19 protein-coding genes are annotated in these 15,280 nt (G+C 67.8%); all 19 read left to right on the plus strand.

Features of this window, described 5'->3' with window-relative positions; translation table 11 throughout:
• Window positions 1–590: 590 nt before the first annotated feature.
• Window positions 591–3,911, plus strand: a complete 3,321-nt coding sequence (locus CKO28_RS14055; protein WP_200341425.1) for a vitamin B12-dependent ribonucleotide reductase — start codon at window positions 591–593, stop codon at window positions 3,909–3,911.
• 443 nt (window positions 3,912–4,354) lie between these two features.
• A complete protein-coding gene (locus tag CKO28_RS14060) occupies window positions 4,355–4,582 on the plus strand; it encodes a hypothetical protein (RefSeq protein ID WP_200341426.1) in 228 nt (75 codons plus the stop codon).
• 37 nt (window positions 4,583–4,619) lie between these two features.
• Window positions 4,620–5,099 (plus strand): hypothetical protein, encoded by a 480-nt coding sequence (locus CKO28_RS14065; RefSeq protein WP_200341427.1) that lies wholly within the window; start codon window positions 4,620–4,622, stop codon window positions 5,097–5,099.
• 14 nt (window positions 5,100–5,113) lie between these two features.
• Complete coding sequence (locus tag CKO28_RS14070; RefSeq protein ID WP_200341428.1) at window positions 5,114–5,359, plus strand: DUF4314 domain-containing protein; 246 nt, start codon at window positions 5,114–5,116, stop codon at window positions 5,357–5,359.
• A gap of 503 nt (window positions 5,360–5,862) precedes the next feature.
• Complete coding sequence (locus tag CKO28_RS28880) at window positions 5,863–6,165, plus strand: inositol monophosphatase family protein (protein ID WP_207168827.1); 303 nt, start codon at window positions 5,863–5,865, stop codon at window positions 6,163–6,165.
• Window positions 6,166–6,199: 34 nt separating this feature from the next.
• Window positions 6,200–6,400 carry a DUF1289 domain-containing protein gene (locus tag CKO28_RS14080; protein ID WP_200341429.1) on the plus strand — a complete coding sequence of 67 codons (201 nt, stop codon included), beginning with the start codon at window positions 6,200–6,202 and terminating at the stop codon, window positions 6,398–6,400.
• A 34-nt stretch (window positions 6,401–6,434) separates the two neighbouring features.
• Complete coding sequence (locus CKO28_RS14085) at window positions 6,435–7,085, plus strand: hypothetical protein (RefSeq protein ID WP_200341430.1); 651 nt, start codon at window positions 6,435–6,437, stop codon at window positions 7,083–7,085.
• Between the two features lie 125 nt (window positions 7,086–7,210).
• Entirely contained in the window at window positions 7,211–7,561 is a 351-nt protein-coding gene (locus CKO28_RS14090) for a hypothetical protein (RefSeq protein ID WP_200341431.1), read from the plus strand.
• Between the two features lie 181 nt (window positions 7,562–7,742).
• Window positions 7,743–8,069 (plus strand): P-loop NTPase family protein, encoded by a 327-nt coding sequence (locus CKO28_RS14095; RefSeq protein ID WP_200341432.1) that lies wholly within the window; start codon window positions 7,743–7,745, stop codon window positions 8,067–8,069.
• A gap of 159 nt (window positions 8,070–8,228) precedes the next feature.
• Complete coding sequence (locus tag CKO28_RS14100; protein WP_200341433.1) at window positions 8,229–8,537, plus strand: hypothetical protein; 309 nt, start codon at window positions 8,229–8,231, stop codon at window positions 8,535–8,537.
• 52 nt (window positions 8,538–8,589) lie between these two features.
• Entirely contained in the window at window positions 8,590–9,129 is a 540-nt protein-coding gene (locus tag CKO28_RS14105; RefSeq protein ID WP_200341434.1) for a dihydrofolate reductase, read from the plus strand.
• 259 nt (window positions 9,130–9,388) lie between these two features.
• Window positions 9,389–10,009: a hypothetical protein gene (locus tag CKO28_RS14110; RefSeq protein WP_200341435.1), complete on the plus strand. Its 621-nt coding sequence runs from the start codon at window positions 9,389–9,391 to the stop codon at window positions 10,007–10,009.
• A gap of 95 nt (window positions 10,010–10,104) precedes the next feature.
• Window positions 10,105–11,604, plus strand: a complete 1,500-nt coding sequence (locus CKO28_RS14115) for an ATP-binding protein (protein ID WP_200341436.1) — start codon at window positions 10,105–10,107, stop codon at window positions 11,602–11,604.
• Window positions 11,601–11,990 (plus strand): hypothetical protein, encoded by a 390-nt coding sequence (locus CKO28_RS14120; RefSeq protein WP_200341437.1) that lies wholly within the window; start codon window positions 11,601–11,603, stop codon window positions 11,988–11,990. The genes CKO28_RS14115 and CKO28_RS14120 overlap by 4 nt, the downstream gene beginning before the upstream one ends.
• Before the next feature lie 137 nt (window positions 11,991–12,127).
• Entirely contained in the window at window positions 12,128–12,544 is a 417-nt protein-coding gene (locus CKO28_RS14125) for a Rap1a/Tai family immunity protein (RefSeq protein ID WP_200341438.1), read from the plus strand.
• A gap of 3 nt (window positions 12,545–12,547) precedes the next feature.
• On the plus strand, window positions 12,548–13,300 hold the full coding sequence (locus CKO28_RS14130; RefSeq protein WP_200341439.1) for a DsbA family protein: 753 nt from the start codon (window positions 12,548–12,550) through the stop codon (window positions 13,298–13,300).
• Window positions 13,301–13,486: 186 nt separating this feature from the next.
• Window positions 13,487–13,963, plus strand: a complete 477-nt coding sequence (gene ssb, locus CKO28_RS14135; RefSeq protein WP_200341440.1) for a single-stranded DNA-binding protein — start codon at window positions 13,487–13,489, stop codon at window positions 13,961–13,963.
• A gap of 285 nt (window positions 13,964–14,248) precedes the next feature.
• Window positions 14,249–14,719 carry a hypothetical protein gene (locus tag CKO28_RS14140; protein WP_200341441.1) on the plus strand — a complete coding sequence of 157 codons (471 nt, stop codon included), beginning with the start codon at window positions 14,249–14,251 and terminating at the stop codon, window positions 14,717–14,719.
• 332 nt (window positions 14,720–15,051) lie between these two features.
• Window positions 15,052–15,280, plus strand: a 229-nt coding sequence (locus CKO28_RS14145) for a Flp family type IVb pilin (protein ID WP_200341442.1), incomplete at its 3' end; no start/stop codon positions are given.

The raw sequence follows: 15,280 nt of genomic DNA on the forward strand, positions 1-15,280 counted from the left end.
CGCGGAGTCGGTGGTTTCAGCCGCCCCGTGCATCCCCGCGATCCTGCGGGGCTGAAGACGCAGAACCGGGCGGCCGTACGCGGCCGCCCGGCCGCTGCCCCAGATCCCTAGTCTGCCCGGCCCCCGTCCGACCGGAAACGCGCCTGCGCGCGACCCTGCGCCCGAGCCGTGCACAGACGGTATTCGATGATCCCAATTCCCAATTCGTGAGCGCGACGACTGCCTGGCGGCCGCGCTCGATCACCGCAATACCCACCGAGGCGAAAAAAACCCGCCGGTTCCGGCGTAGCGCCGTCAAGCAGCCACTTCCATCTACCTCAATCCACAGGATCGAGTGTGCTGGCTTACGCCACACACGACATCTGGTGTTTCACCGCCGGGGACGGCGGAAAAGGCCAGGCTATGACCGACCCGGTCCGGCGGCGCTTTCCCTGGTGGAAAGCGAAACCGCCTGCCGCCCCGGGCCGACAGGACCTGCGGGAGAGAGACAGGGGACGTGGGACTTCCGAGAGGGGCCGCGCACGCGCGGGCCGGAACGGAGGTCGCAGCGGCCTGAACCGTTGAACCGAACAACCGTGAGAGATGCGATCATGAAGATCACCCGTCAGTTCACCCCGGCCCCGTCGGCGCCGGGTGCCGACCTCGACAACGCCTACAAGGGCCTCGACTTCGAGAGCCACGACGCCACCATCAAGAACTTCCGGGACGGCAGCGTCGTCTTCTCCGCGCCCAACGTGATGATGCCGAAGGCGTGGTCGATGACCGCGCGCAACGTGCTCGCGCAGAAGTACTTCCGCCAGAAGGGCGTACCGTCGGCGACCGTGCGCGTGGCCGAGGTCGGCGTGCCCGAGTGGCTGCAGCGCAGCGAGCCCGCCGAGGGCGCCACCTTCAGCGGCGAGAGCGACGCCCGTCAGGTGTTCGACCGCCTGGCCGGCTGCTGGACCTACTGGGGTTGGAAGGGCGGCTATTTCGACGGCGAGGCCGATGCGCGCGCCTACTACGACGAGATGCGCTACCTCCTGGTCTCACAGATGTCTGCCCCGAACAGCCCGCAGTGGTTCAACACCGGTCTGCACTGGGCCTACGGAATCAACGGTCCGGCCCAGGGTCACTACTACGCGATCGACCTGCGCGACGTGATGGCCGGCCGCTTCACCGAGGACTTCAAGTTCCAGGTCGACGCCGACAAGCTGGGCTCGGCCGAGGACATGGTCGAGGCGATCCGCTCCAAGAGCGCCTACGAGCGCCCGCAGCCGCACGCCTGCTTCATCCAGGAAGTCCAGGACGACCTCGTGAACGAGGGCGGCATCATGGATCTCTGGACCCGTGAGGCGCGTCTGTTCAAGTACGGCTCCGGCACCGGCACCAACTTCTCCAAGATCCGCAGCTCTGGTGAGGGTCTGTCGGGCGGCGGCAAGTCGTCCGGCCTGATGAGCTTCCTCAAGATCGGCGACGCCGGTGCGGGCTCGATCAAGTCCGGCGGCACCACCCGCCGCGCGGCCAAGATGTGCATCCTCAACGTCGACCACCCCGACATCGAGGACTTCGTCAGCTGGAAGGTCGACGAGGAGAACAAGGTCGCGGCCCTGGTGACCGGCTCGAAGGCGCTCAAGGGTGCCATGCACTCGATCGTCGAGGCGGCCCAGGCCGGCGTCGACCCGAAGATCAACCAGCTGCTCGCGCTCAGGATCTCCGAGGCGCAGGAGCTGGGCGTGCCGAACGCCCTGATCGCCCGCTACCTGGGCATGGTCAAGGAGGGCATCACCGAGTTCCAGTTCGAGGAATTCGACGCGGACTGGCAGGGCGAAGCCTACCAGAGCGTGTCGGGTCAGAACTCGAACAACTCGGTGCGCGTCACCGACGCCTTCATGCAGGCGGTCGGTCAGAACGCCGACTGGCACCTGACCGCGCGCACCGACGGCTCGGTGGTCAAGACGATTAAGGCGTCCGAGCTGTTCCGCAAGATCGGCATCGCCGCCTGGCAGTCCGCCGATCCGGGCATCCAGTTCGACACCACGATCAACGGCTGGCACACCGCCCCGAACGACGACCGGATCAACGGCTCGAACCCGTGCTCCGAGTACATGTTCATTGACGGCACGGCGTGCAACCTGGCCTCGCTGAACTTGATGAAGTTCCGCCGCCAGGACGGCAGCTTCGACGTGCCGGCCTTCCGCCATGCCTGCGCGCTGTGGACGGTGACGCTGGACATCTCGGTGACCATGGCCCAGTACCCGGCCGAGGACATTGCGTTCAAGTCGCTGCTGTACCGCACGCTAGGCCTGGGTTTCGCCAACATCGGCGGGCTGCTGATGGCCAACGGTCTCAGCTACGACAGCGACGCCGGCCGGGCGGTCTGCGCGGCGGTCTCCTCGCTGATGACCGGCCAGGCCTACCTGACCTCGGCGGAGATGGCGGGCACCCTGGGCGCCTTCCCGGCGTTCGAGCGCAACCGCGAGCCGATGCTGCGGGTAATGCGCAACCATCGCCGCGCCGCGCAGGGTACCGGCGGCTACGAGGACCTCTCGATCAAGCCGGTCGCCTTCGAGGCGGCGGACTGCCCGGACGCCCCGCTGGCCGACGCCGCCCAGGCGATCTGGGACGAGACGATCCAGGTCGGCGAGCAGAACGGCTACCGCAACGCCCAGACCACGGTGACCGCGCCCACCGGCACGATCGCGCTGGTCATGGACTGCGACACCACCGGTGTCGAGCCGGACTTCGCGCTCAAGAAGTTCAAGTCCCTGGCCGGTGGCGGCGGTATCGAGCTGGTCAACCGCTTGGTGCCGATGAGCCTCGAGACGCTCGGCTACGACGCCGAGACCCGCGAGGCGATCCTGAAGCACCTGGAGGACCACGGCACCGTCGAGGGGGCACCGGGCCTGAAGCCGCAGCACCTCGGCGTGTTCGACTGCGCGAACCGCTGCGGGTCGGGCAAGCGTTTCCTGTCGCCCGAGAGCCACGTCACCATGATGGCGGCCGCCCAGCCGTTCATCTCGGGGGCGATCTCCAAGACGGTGAACATGCCCGCCGAGAGCTCGATCGAGCACGTCCGCGCGATCTACTGGCTTGCCTGGAAGAAGGGCATCAAGGCGCTCGCGATCTACCGCGACACCTCGAAGCTCAGCCAGCCGCTGATGCTCGACATCGGCATGGACCAGGCCGCTGGCGGCGACCGCAGCAAGATCACCGCCCAGCAGGCGCGCAAGGTGTCCGACATCCTGGCCGGCAAAGTCATGGTGCGCGGCCAGCAGAAGCGCTTGAGCCACCGCCGCAAGGGCTACACCCAGAAGGCGGTCGTGGGCGGTCACAAGCTGTACCTGCGGACCGGCGAGTACGACGACGGCACGCTGGGCGAGATCTTCATCGATATGCACAAGGAGGGCGCGGCCTTCCGCGCGCTGCTGAACAGCTTCGCCATGTCGGTGAGCCTCGGCCTGCAGTACGGCGTCCCGCTCGACGAGTACGTGGAGGCCTTCACCTTCACGCGCTTCGAGCCGGCCGGGATGGTCCAGGGCAACGACGCGATCAAGCAGGCCACCAGCCTGCTTGATTACATCTTCCGGGAGCTCGCGATCAGCTACCTCAACCGTGAGGACCTGGCGCACATCAAGCCCTCGGAGATGGAGCACTCGACCCTGGGCGAGGCGGCGTCCAACGGCTACGCCCGCGGGCGTGCCCCGGACATCGACCTGACGGCGGAGCCGGTCGCGGTGGCGCACCAGCCAGCGGCGGCTCAAGTCGCCCCGGCGGCGCCGGCGGCCACGGCCGACACGATCGACTACGTCGCCGAGGCCCGGGCCAAGGGCTACACGGGTGAGGCCTGCAACGACTGCGGCAACTTTACCCTGGTCCGCAACGGCACCTGCAGCAAGTGCGACACCTGCGGCGGCACCTCCGGGTGCAGCTAGTTTCCTGAGGTAGAAAACGGGCGGGTCGACATCGACCCGCCCGTCACGCGCTCTGCTCGGAAGCGCGCGCTGACGCCGTCCCGATACCCCGTCTCTCACGGGCACCTCAACCCGCGCTGGCACCAGACGCCAGCGCGGGTTTTCTTTCGCGCTTCGGGCGGCTCGGCGGGCGGGGTTTTGCCCCGCCGCGCCGCCCTCGAGCGCTCGCCACACCCACTTTCTGGACACCCGAATTCCGACGCGGTGACGGTCGTGCTCAGCCTCGCGACCGACCGACCCTGACATACCCTCAGCCGGAGACCGACATGTCGATGACCGTCACATACGTCAAAGACCTCTTTTATAAAGATGGTCCGCTGCTCTGACGCGGTTACGACCCCGATGGACGGCCGGTCATCGGCTGCGTCACGAAGGACGGCGAGCGCGATGGCTACGACGTCTACATGGCGACCGTCGTCACCAAGGAGGCCCTTGCCGGCCTGCTGGCCGGACGTCCCGACATCCTGTCGATGTTCCGCGACCACGCCCAGGAACCGCTAATGACGGGCATCCTGTCGGCCCAGCCGGCGACTTTCGAGGTCGCCCCGCAGATCAACCCCGAAGACCACGTCGGCGCCGGTCTCTACTGCGGGCCGAACGGCCCGATGTCCGCGCCTGCCGCCACCGCCTGATACCGACACGCACGGCGCCACACGAAAGGACCCGCAGATGAAGGAATTCGATGCCTACAGCCACACCGGAGAGCCGATCGTCGGCACGCTCGACAGCGTTACCGGAACGGCGGAAATCATCGGCTTCACCCAGGACGGCCCCGGCAGCGAGATGGTCCCGGATCATGGCGGCGGCACCGATATGCACTGGGACAACCAGAAGACCGTCACCGACGGCGCCGGCAATCCACTCTACCTCGACCGTGCTGGCGAGCTCTGGCGTCTGGATCAGCTGATCTTTCGCGAGAGCGGACTGCCGTTCTGGGCGGACGACGAGAGCGACATGCAGGAGGTCGATGCCGAGCCGGCGCGCCCGCAAACTCCCGAGCACCCGGATTTGCGCGCGAAGGCCCAGGCGCTCCTGGATGCGCTCTACGCCCGCTATCCGGACGGCCTGCCCGACGGGCTGGATGATCCGGGCCGAGAGCTGCTCGAAGTGCTCGACGCCGGCCGCGGCGAACCCTGGCCCGGCAACTGAGCGCGGTGCCGGCCATGACGCAAACACCCTCGCAACCGGGGCCGACCGACCTCGCGGTCGGCGACCGGATCGAACTGATCGAGATGCCGGACGATCCGTCGCCCGTGGCGCCCGGGACTCAGGGCACGGTCACCCGGATCCAGCCGCTCTGGGATCACCGGATCCAGCTCGGCGTCGACTGGGACAGCGGTCGCAGCCTGATGCTGATCCTTCCGAAGGACCAGTACCGGAAGCTCGCTTCCCCCACCACTTCCTCTTAAAGCGCACCATCCGAGAGGTTCCGATAAGCGAAGAAGCCTCGAGCTCGCCGAGCAGTACGGTGGCGTCCACGGCGAGCACCCCGACTTCGGTCTCGGTGACTGGAAGTACGAGGTCGCCAACGACGACACCCGGCAGTCCTACTGGGACTGGGTGCTCAATCAGATCGACGGTTGATCCGCACCCGGGTACGGCAACCACCACATCCAGGCCGGGACCTGAAGCAGGTCCCGGCCTTCCAATTCCCGCCGTGCGAGACACCGATGACCTTCACCGAGCCGGTTGACCTGGACCATGTCGCCAGCGCGATCGAGCAGATCGCGCACGAGGAGATCGTGCCGCGTTTCCGCGCGCTCGCCCCAGGCGAGATCCGCGAAAAGGCCCCAGGCGACTTCGTCACGGCCGCGGACGAGGCCTCGCAGGCACGCCTGCTGCGCGTCCTGCGCGATCTCCGTCCCGTGCGATCCAGCTTGGCAAGGAGACGTCCAACGGGCATGCGGCTGCCCTGGAGGAGCTGCGAAGCGGCGCGCCCACCTGGGTCGTCGACCCGCTCGACGGCACCCGGCCGTTCGCACACGGTCAGCCGGGATGGGGCGTCCTGGTCGCGTTCTGTGCGGGTGGGGTCCCGGTCGCCAGCTGGATGCACGATCCGCTGCGCGCCCACGCCCGGGCCGCCGGGGGGGGCGCGTGCGACGCGCTGGACCACGGCGAGTATCCCCTGGATGGCACCGGCCACACCTCCCTGATCGCGCGCACGCCGCTCCTCGCCCGGCAGCTCAAGCAAGCCGTCGCCTGCGCGGCGCGCTGATCGACGATTCACTCGACACACCCGGAGACACCCCATGCGCCGTGGACGCCCGGCCGTCGACCAGACGGTCCCCTCCCCCTGCATCGCGCAGTGCAAGGTCGACAAGGCGAGCCAGCACTGCACCGGCTGCCTGCGAACCCTCGACGAGATCCGCGACTGGCGGGTCATGGACGCCGCCGAGAAGCAGGCGACGCTCCAGCGGATCGCGGCGCGCCGCACCGCGGCCGCTGCCTGATCGCGGCCGTATACCAACTCAAGGACATCCCAAAATGTTCGAGATGCGTTTCGTGAGCGCGAGCGACGACGTCGCCGCTTACCAGGCCGTGCTGTGCAACCGACAGGCGGCCACCGCCGCCTGGACCGCCGCCAACTGGCCCGCCGACGCCGCCGCCTGGCTGTTCAGCCGCGAAGCCTACGAGATGGGCCTCGACCCCTGGCGTCAGGTCTCGATCGATGTCACGACCGACGATACCGGCGACGTCGTCCTCTACGACGACACCCGCGACCGCGATTGGCGAGCGCCGGGAGACACCCGCGTGTTCGTGCAACTGCGGGACCTCCCGACAGGTATGGTTCCGCCGGCCGGCGAGCCGGCCCAGCTCAGCATCCGCCACACGCTGCTCTGGGTCGACGGGCCGATGCTGGTGCGCGCAGAGGACGCCCGCGGCTTCGAGTACCTCGCAGTGGCGTGCGACGAGCGGCCCGGCCCGCGGGTGGTCTGGATGGCGGCGCGCCACAGCGCGGAGACCCTCGAGCGCTACATGCGCAACGAGGTTCTCAGCCGCGCCATGTTCACCGAGCTGCGGGCGGGTGCGTTGCTGGCCGGCAGCTTCGACGACGGCGAGCCGGCCCTGTTCCATCACCGCGCCGAGCCGGACGACGCCGAGCTGCCTGATGCGGCGGTCTACCTGCATCCCTGACAGTCACCGTCCGACCCGAAACGTGCCTCACAACCCTTTTTCGGCAAACGAAAATTCACCTCCGGGCTCGAAGATCATTTCGGTTGCCGTTGCGAGTCCACCCGTCCACCGAGCCCGCCGCCCCGATGTCCGAGATCGCCAGTCTGTACGTCGCCACCGTCAGGCTCTCGCCGGTGGCGACGGCCCTGCTCGCCGCCTGCTGTCTCACCCTTCTGCTGAGCCTCGCCGTCTTCTGCGTCCGTCAGGCGACCGCGCCGATGGTCGTCGCGACGGTCGCGTTCCTCCCGGCCCTCGGCGTGGACATCGGCGAAGAGGCGCACGAGGCCTACCAGCGCGGCCTGCTCGCGCAGGCCTGCGCCGACCGTCCGGCGCCGGCAACGGCCGAGATCTGCAGTCGGGCCGTGCCACTCCTGGCTAAAGGATCGCCAGCGCCTTCAGAGGCCAGCGCGCCGCTGCAGACCGCGCGCATCGACTGAGCCGGCGGCGACCAGGCCCTGGCGTCGACCGAGGCGCCACGATATCCTTGACCAAGGCATCAACCCGACCGCTGCCGGACTCCCGGCCGAGCCCGCCATGACGATATCCGCGCGCGAGACAACGCTCCCGTCCTGTCTGGTCTCCGGTAGCGCACCGCTGCGCCGTGCCCGGGCCGAGACAATGGCCCAACATGAAGGCCGGCCGCTGCTGCGCGTCACGCCGTCCGACCTCAATCAGGCCTCGCGGACCTTCTCCGAATGGGAAGGGCCGATCGGGCTGACCCACGTCACGCACCGAGCGCGGGAACTGGGCGCGGTGCTGTTCATCGACGAGGCCGACCCGCTCGCGCGCCGACGACCAGCGGGATCCGGCCACAACACGCTGGCCGAGCGCCTGGCCCTCTACTTCGAGCACCAGGACGTGCCGGTGATCTACGGCTTCGCACGCCGGCCTACGAGCATCGACCCCGGTGTCATCCAGGAGCTCGATAGCGACGCGAGTCGCTAATCGACCGGTCCGCCCCGTTACGTCTGCCGCCGCCCGTCGTACAACCGGTCAATGGTAAACATTCGGGGGTCATCGGTCGTTCTTGTCGGATTCACGCGTCCCTCCAGTGGGACGGGAGTGTCAGCCTCGCCGAATCGACAGCACCGATGAGGAGGTCAGATGGCGGTCCACTGCGAACGGATCAAGCGCCTGCTGGAAGGCGACGTCCGCCGACAGCTTGGGTTCGCCCCGACCCTCGAGAGTTACACGCCAGCCAGCGACGGCGGCGCTCACCTGGACCTGTCGCTCTACCACTTAGGGCGCGGTCCTCTGGCATTATCCGTGACGATCACAGTCGAGGAGATCGCCGATATCGGGCCCGACCGCCTGGCATCCATGATCCGCTCCGCGGCCGAGAACGCAGCGACCGGCGAGGACGCTTACGAGGCCCATATTCAACAGCGCCGCGCCAGCTCGCGAACCGGGTGACGCCCGTCTTGACCCAGGCCGCGAACCGCAATCCGACATGGAGGGGACCCACATGTGCCGGATCGTCATCATCTCCGCCGTCGCTGCCAACGGCGTGATCGGTCAGCAAGGACGGCTGCCCTGGCACCTCCCAAGCGACCTCGGTCGTTTCAAGCGCCGCACCCAGGGCCATCCGCTGATCATGGGCCGGCGCACCTTCGAGAGCCTGCCTGGCGTGCTGCCGGGGCGCCCGCACATCATCCTGACACGCCAGCAAAACTGGCATCAGGAAGGTGTGCGCACGGCGCACGACATCGACCAGGCGCTCGAGGAAGGCTGCCGCCTGGCGCGCGAGCTCGGCGTTGACGCGTTTTTCGTGATCGGCGGCGGTGAAGTCTACCGCCAGGCGCTGCCACACGCCCATGAGATCGACATTACACGGGTCCCGCAGCAGGCCGAGGGCGACGCCCGATTCCCGGCAATCGACCCGCAACACTGGCGCCTGTCACGCACCGAGACGCTCCCCGAGCAGTCAGGCGAGCCGCCTTTGGCGGTCGAGCTTTTTCACCGCCGCGCGGAGGCGATGACGCCGGCCGACACCCGGGTCGCATGACCGGCTACGGCATTACCGCGGCCGTGGCGTTCCCGAGAAGCGGCAGCCTCAGGCTGATCAGCGCCGATGGCGCACGGGTCCTCGCCCGGCGGGATTTCCTGGTGGCCCCGCCCTGAGCCCCGGCACACTCCAATCTCGCCACGCGCATCGGGAATACCTGCCGTTTTACGGTCGACTCCATGCGATTACGGTGACCGAAAAGCGATCGGCGAACCAATTTCCTGAGAACCCGGCCCAACGCCCGCTCAGGAGACTCCCGATGACCGAGGTCGCCGCCCCGCCCGCCCGCACGCTCGCATCCGTCGACGCGATGATCGCGGCCCTGGCTGCCCTTAATGAGAAACCGCAGGCGCAGGACAAGCTCCCGGCTGGGACGGCGCACGTGCTGACGGCGCGCGGCTGGGCCGTCGGCTACCGAGAGCGCCCGGATGCGCCCCTCCTCGCGGCCCTGACCCTCGCTGGCCATGCGGCCTACCGGGAAATCGCCCCACGCGCGCACAGCGCGCCAGGCTGGGAAATGGACGCCGAGATCGCCCGCGACGTCCTGGGCCTTACGATCGACCTGCACGAGCGCCCCACGGGCTTCAGCGTGCGCGCCTACTCCGGACGGGACTTCCTGGTGATCCGTGCGCCGGCCGGCTGCGCCCGCGCCCCGGCGTTCAATCCCTCGACCGTGGAGATCGACGCGCTGCGCTGCCTTGACCGCGTCCGCCAGACCCACGGGTACGACCGGATCACCTCGCAGATGACCGCCGACGGCCTGCACGCCTATGTCATCCACCGGGGCCGGCAGGCCTTCCGGGGGCTTCCTGCCGCCACCGCGGCCGCCGGCATCGCGAGCGCCATCCTCGCTTTCTCCGGCCTCAACGAGGCCAGATAGTCTCGTCTCTATCCCGCGGACCGGTCACAAGGCACGGCCGGTTTCCAAAAGGCACCCCACCTTCCGGGCAGACCCGCAGCTGGGGAGACCCGCAAATGCCGACCGTCCAGGTTCCAGCGAGCTTCTTCCGCAAGGAGCGCGACCAGATCTACGCCCGGTCGGGCTGGCCGATGGTGTTCTGGCGCGAGCTGTTTCAGAACAGCGTCGACGCCGGCGCCCGCCATGTCGAGGTCGCCATGCAGCGCCAGGGAAGCGTGGTCGCGGTGACCCACGCGGACGACGGGCCGGGCTGCGACCTGGCCACGATGGAGCGGGTGTTCTTCCGGCTGGGCGAGACCACCAAGACCGACACGGCGGCAATCGGCGGCTTCGGCCGCGCCCGGATCGTCACCCACTTCTCCCAGGAGATGTACCAGATCCGCACCCGGGATGTGTTCGCCCACGGGGAGGGCGCTGACTACCGGATCGTTCGGCAGAAGAAATCGAAACCGGGCTTCCGGAACGACATCGACATCGCGCTCTCGGACTGCAGCGAGGAACGGCTGCGCGACGCGCTTCTCAGCTATCTGCGGCAGTGCAACCTGCCGTGCTCAGTCACGATCGACGGCACGCCCTTCACCGACTGGCATGTCCGCGGTCGGCGAACCCGAGAACTCACGGCCGCGGGCGAAGACGTCCCGTTCGCCCGGGTGCACGTCAACCGCAAGGGCCCGCTACAGGGACGCGCGATCGTGCGTGTCAGCGGCACGATGATGTTCTCCGAGCACATCGCCGCCCCCGCGCAGGTCACTATCGAGCTCGACCCCCCGCAAAGCCAGCGGGTGCTGGTCGCCAGCCGCGACGGGCTCGCCGGCCGTTATGCCGACGCGCTCAGCCGCTTCCAGAGCGAGCTCTCCGTCGACACGCGCTCGGCCCTGGACGCCCGCCCCCGCAACCGGAACACCCTGCTCCATGCCGGCGGTCTGCGTAAAACGCTGCATCCCGACATCACGCCCGAGAGCGATCCCGACGCGCCGGCACCGGGTCGCGTGCAGATCTTCGCCCGGACCGGCCCGGTCCATCTGTCTGACCTACTCAAATCCCTTCGCCTGCCGGACATCCAGCTGATCGACCACGCGGAGACAGCCGCGCTGCGCCGCGCGATCCCGCGCTGGGACCCCAGGCGCTGGGACCATGAACGCCTGATCCTGGAGGGCGGCGGGCGCGGCGAGCGTGCGCTCGGCCTGCTGCGGGCCTGGCAGGCGGCGCTCGAAGCTGCGGTCGAGGCCTACCTGCTTGAGCGCGAGGCGCCCGACCTGGAGTGGACGATCGGCTTCTGCTTCCAGGAAGAGACGCGCGCCACCCACCACCTGCTCGATCACGGTCACGCCTTCCTGGTCAATCCGGTCGACGACAACGGGAAGGCGGCCTGGCCGCTCAGCGACCGCCTGACCCTGCGCTGGCTGGTCGCGACGGCCGCGCACGAGGTCGCGCACGTCCAGTTCAGCCTCCACAACGAGGACTACGCCGGCCTGCTGACCCGCTTGCTTGGGCGGATCGATCAGGCCAAGGTCGTGGCCGCGATGCGCACCGCCATCAAGGAGCCAGCCCGGTGACCCGTCCGCTGGGTCCCGCCCACGCCGATCTTCGCGCCCTTTCCCGCCAGGCCAGCAGGGACCCCGCCCTGCGGCGGGCGCTATTGGACGATCTCGCCCGGGCCCCGCATGCCGCGCGGCGCAACGCCCTGATCCTGAGTCTGGAAGGGCGGCTGCTGAAAGCCGATCTGCCCGGCTACATCCGCGTGTTCGGGCGTCTGACCGCTGGCCTGTTCGGCATCGCCGCGGCGCGCAGCCTGCTGGCGCTATACCTGCGCTCGGTCCCGGGCGCGGTCGAGGTCGCCTGGACACGTCTGATTCGACTGCCGGAGGATCAGGACTGGCCCGCGCGGCGCTACCTTCGGCTGCTGCTCATCTGCCGGATGGCTGGCTGGAACCGCATCTGATCCTCGACCCTAACGAATAAGGCGCCGCGTCGCTTTTTTCGGTTCTTCGTTGTCCAAGGTCGGTTGACTGGCACCATATCCGGATCACACGGATCGCCCAGCGATCCTGATCCGAACCCGATGCGCAGGTCCCAACCATGCCCCGACTCACCCTAAGCGCGCTCGCGCTCGTCGCCGCCCTGGCGGCACCGCCAGTAGCCCACGCGCAGTCCGGCGCAGGTTCCGATGCGCCGGCGCAGCCGCTGCCCATGACCGGTGCCGAGATACAAGCGTTGATCACGGAATGCCAGGCCAAGAAGCCGGAGACTCTGCAGGCCTACCGAGCCTGTTACGGATATCAGACCGGCATCCTGCTGGGCACGCTGTTCTACGCCGAGGTGTCCGGTGAGACCCTGCCTTTCTGTCTGACCCAGGATGTGAAGGACACCGAGATCAACACCGCGATCTCGGAGTTCGTCGCGTCTCACGACGAGGTCGCTGACCTTTCCCTGCCCGCCACCGTGGTCGGCGCGATGGTCAAGGCCTTCCCCTGTAAGCCCGAGGAGAGCGAGTAGACCATGAAACTCGACATCAAGACCCTGCTGGCGAGTGTCGTCGCGGCCGGCGTTGTGGCAGGTGCGGTCAGCGGCCTGATGACCAAACAAGCGCCCGTCCCGGCCAAGCCCACCAGCGAGGCCGACTTCAAGGCCATGCTGATGGATAATCCGCAAACCATTCTGGACTCCCTCAACGCTTATCGCTCGGAAATTGAGAAGAAAGATCAGGCGCCGGTCTCCGACGAGCTGCGCCAGCAGATCGAGGATACGAGCTACGGCCAGGCCGTAGCGATCGCCGGTCCGGCAGACGCCGAAATCGTCCTGGTCAAGTTCAACGATCCGAACTGCTCCTTCTGCCGCCGGTCCATTCCCGAGGTGAAGAAGGTCATCGAGGCATTCCCGGAGGTGAAGGTTGTCGTCCGGCCGTTCCCGATCCTGGGGCCGAACTCGGTGGCGACCACCCACGTCGGCGCCGCGATCGCCGATCTCGGCGCCTACGAGGACTTCTACAGCGAGCTCGGGAATCTGAACGGCCCGATCGGCCAGGACAAGGCGATGCGCCTCGCCAAGGAAATCGGCGTCGACATGGACGCATTGCGCACCGAGCTCGCCGAGGGCGATATCGCGAACCGCGTGAACGCGAACCTGGAGCTCGGTCAGCGCGCCAACGTCCAGGGCACGCCGACCTTCTTCCTGAACGGCAAGCCGATCCGCGGCGCGATGCCGTTCGCCGGGATGAAGCAGGAGATCGAGGCGATCCAGGCTCAAGACTGAGCCTGGGCCGGCCTGACGCCGATCGAGGAGAGGCCAGAGCCGACCGTGTCGCCGGGTTTCATCGTCTTCGAGCGAAACCCGGCGGCACGGCCGGCAACGGCCGAAGAGACGACACACCGGACCCGAGGACGGGACCGGGTGAGACGTACCACCGCCCCCTACCCGTAGAAGCAGCGAGAGTTACCCATGAGCGGTACCGTGAATAAAGTCGTCCTGATCGGCAACCTCGGTCGGGATCCGGAGATCCGGCAGTTCAACAACGGCGGCCGGGTCGCCAACCTGGCGATCGCCACCAGCGAGCGCTGGACCGACCGGCAGAGCGGCGAGCGCCGCGAGAAGACCGAGTGGCACCGCGTCGCGGTGTTCGACGACAAGCTGGTCGAGGTCTGTGAGAAGTACCTGAAGAAGGGCTCCAAGGTTTACCTCGAGGGCCAGCTGCAGACCCGCAAGTACCAGGACCAGTCGGGCCAGGACCGCTACATCACCGAGGTCGTGCTGCAGCGCTTCCGCAGCGAGCTGCAGATGCTCGACGGCCGCGGCGGCGCCCAGCGGGGCGACCAGAACGCTCATGACGGCGCGTACGAGTCGGCCGCGCCCGCCCCCGCCGTTGCACCCGCTACAGTCACGGACAACCAAGGGTTGGAAGACGAGATTCCGTTCTAGTACAACCTAAGCGGGTTCCCCTTAATCGTCCTACATTTTTGGCGTGCCGTCAAGCGGCGACCCCCGACCTCGGGGGGCGCCGTTTTCTCTTTCAGCAGCGGGTAATAAACCAAGCGTGACGAACGTCACGCATTCGACGAACGCACTTCTCGTAAACGTGACCGCCGTCACCCGAGAAAATCCGTCGCGCCCCTATTCTCTCCTTACCAACGCAGCGACACAGAGCGCTGCTCGCCAACAAGCCGGACACCGCCGGTACCACGACGAAGACCTCACAAGGACCTGATGACCATGAAGACTACCCTGTTCGCCGTCGCCGCCGTCGCCTTCGTCGCCGCCAACCTGTCCAACACCGCGCAGGCCGAGCCTTGGGAGTGCAGCGCGAACTACTTCGACGCGGCACCGTGCCTCGATCACGTCCGCGCCTACAAGGATTTCGTCGCCATCAACGGCCTGGAGGTCTCCTACGAGACAGCTGAAATGTACGAGCAGTCCGTGACCCCGGAGATCAAGGTCGTGTTCGGCGGTAAGGCGATCAACGACCGCACCATCGGCAGCGAGCACGACGTCGCGACGCTGGACAAGGCGCTGGACCGCCTGGCTTACAGCCCGGTGCAGGAGATCACCCCCAACGCGCCGCTACACCCGCGGATCGCCGCCGCGCAGGGCAGCAACGGCGAAGCCAACACACTGGTCGAGGCGTTCGGTCGCACCTTCGAGTGGGATACCGGCCGAAGCCTGCTGGCCCGTAAGTAAGCACCGCCTGAAAGCGGGAACGCGCCTGCCCTGCGCCGCCCGGAGCCTTGTGGGTGAGACTCCGGGCTGCCGCAGGGGGCCGCCTGAAGGACATCCTCTGACAAGGGAGCCCTGCCACAGATCCTCTTTCGACGTGCCTATCTCTCTTCGACCTTGCACCAGGACGCCGGGCCTCTCGCCCGGCGTCCTTCTTTTTTGACCCAAGACCGGCGCCGCCAAACAAGTTTTCAGGCGCCGTGTAGAGGCACCCAACGCCAATCCGCCAGACAACAGCTCTCACTACCATATCCCCGAAGAACGCTCATCAACAACCGTATTCGCGGATAGATCCCATGCGCAGACCCAGCCTCCATCGCCGTCGCGGCGCCACCAAGATCGAGTACGCCCTGCTGATCGGGCTGGTCGGCCTCGGCACCGCCGGCGCGGTGGCCGCGACCGGCGACAGCATCCGCCACCTGTTCAACACAGTGGAGAACCAGGCGGTCGGCCCGGCGGGCGAGGTCGCCGAGAGCGGCAAGGCCCAGGTCCGGATCGCCGGCGCCACGGCCAGTGAGGACGCCG

It is taken from the genome of Rhodovibrio sodomensis (assembly GCF_016583645.1).
GTDB classification, from domain to species: Bacteria; Pseudomonadota; Alphaproteobacteria; order Kiloniellales; family Rhodovibrionaceae; genus Rhodovibrio; species Rhodovibrio sodomensis.

Coding starts and splice junctions, on each gene's coding strand:
- CKO28_RS14060 (WP_200341426.1), top strand. CDS start 4,355: ATGGCGACCGTCGTCACCAAGGAGGCCCTTGCCGGCCTGCTGGCCGGA.
- CKO28_RS14110 (WP_200341435.1), top strand. CDS start 9,389: ATGACCGAGGTCGCCGCCCCGCCCGCCCGCACGCTCGCATCCGTCGAC.
- CKO28_RS14140 (WP_200341441.1), top strand. CDS start 14,249: ATGACCATGAAGACTACCCTGTTCGCCGTCGCCGCCGTCGCCTTCGTC.
- CKO28_RS14070 (WP_200341428.1), top strand. CDS start 5,114: ATGACGCAAACACCCTCGCAACCGGGGCCGACCGACCTCGCGGTCGGC.
- CKO28_RS14080 (WP_200341429.1), top strand. CDS start 6,200: ATGCGCCGTGGACGCCCGGCCGTCGACCAGACGGTCCCCTCCCCCTGC.
- CKO28_RS14085 (WP_200341430.1), top strand. CDS start 6,435: ATGTTCGAGATGCGTTTCGTGAGCGCGAGCGACGACGTCGCCGCTTAC.
- ssb (WP_200341440.1), top strand. CDS start 13,487: ATGAGCGGTACCGTGAATAAAGTCGTCCTGATCGGCAACCTCGGTCGG.
- CKO28_RS14100 (WP_200341433.1), top strand. CDS start 8,229: ATGGCGGTCCACTGCGAACGGATCAAGCGCCTGCTGGAAGGCGACGTC.
- CKO28_RS14115 (WP_200341436.1), top strand. CDS start 10,105: ATGCCGACCGTCCAGGTTCCAGCGAGCTTCTTCCGCAAGGAGCGCGAC.
- CKO28_RS14065 (WP_200341427.1), top strand. CDS start 4,620: ATGAAGGAATTCGATGCCTACAGCCACACCGGAGAGCCGATCGTCGGC.
- CKO28_RS14055 (WP_200341425.1), top strand. CDS start 591: ATGAAGATCACCCGTCAGTTCACCCCGGCCCCGTCGGCGCCGGGTGCC.
- CKO28_RS14095 (WP_200341432.1), top strand. CDS start 7,743: ATGGCCCAACATGAAGGCCGGCCGCTGCTGCGCGTCACGCCGTCCGAC.
- CKO28_RS14130 (WP_200341439.1), top strand. CDS start 12,548: ATGAAACTCGACATCAAGACCCTGCTGGCGAGTGTCGTCGCGGCCGGC.
- CKO28_RS14125 (WP_200341438.1), top strand. CDS start 12,128: ATGCCCCGACTCACCCTAAGCGCGCTCGCGCTCGTCGCCGCCCTGGCG.
- CKO28_RS14090 (WP_200341431.1), top strand. CDS start 7,211: ATGTCCGAGATCGCCAGTCTGTACGTCGCCACCGTCAGGCTCTCGCCG.
- CKO28_RS14105 (WP_200341434.1), top strand. CDS start 8,590: ATGTGCCGGATCGTCATCATCTCCGCCGTCGCTGCCAACGGCGTGATC.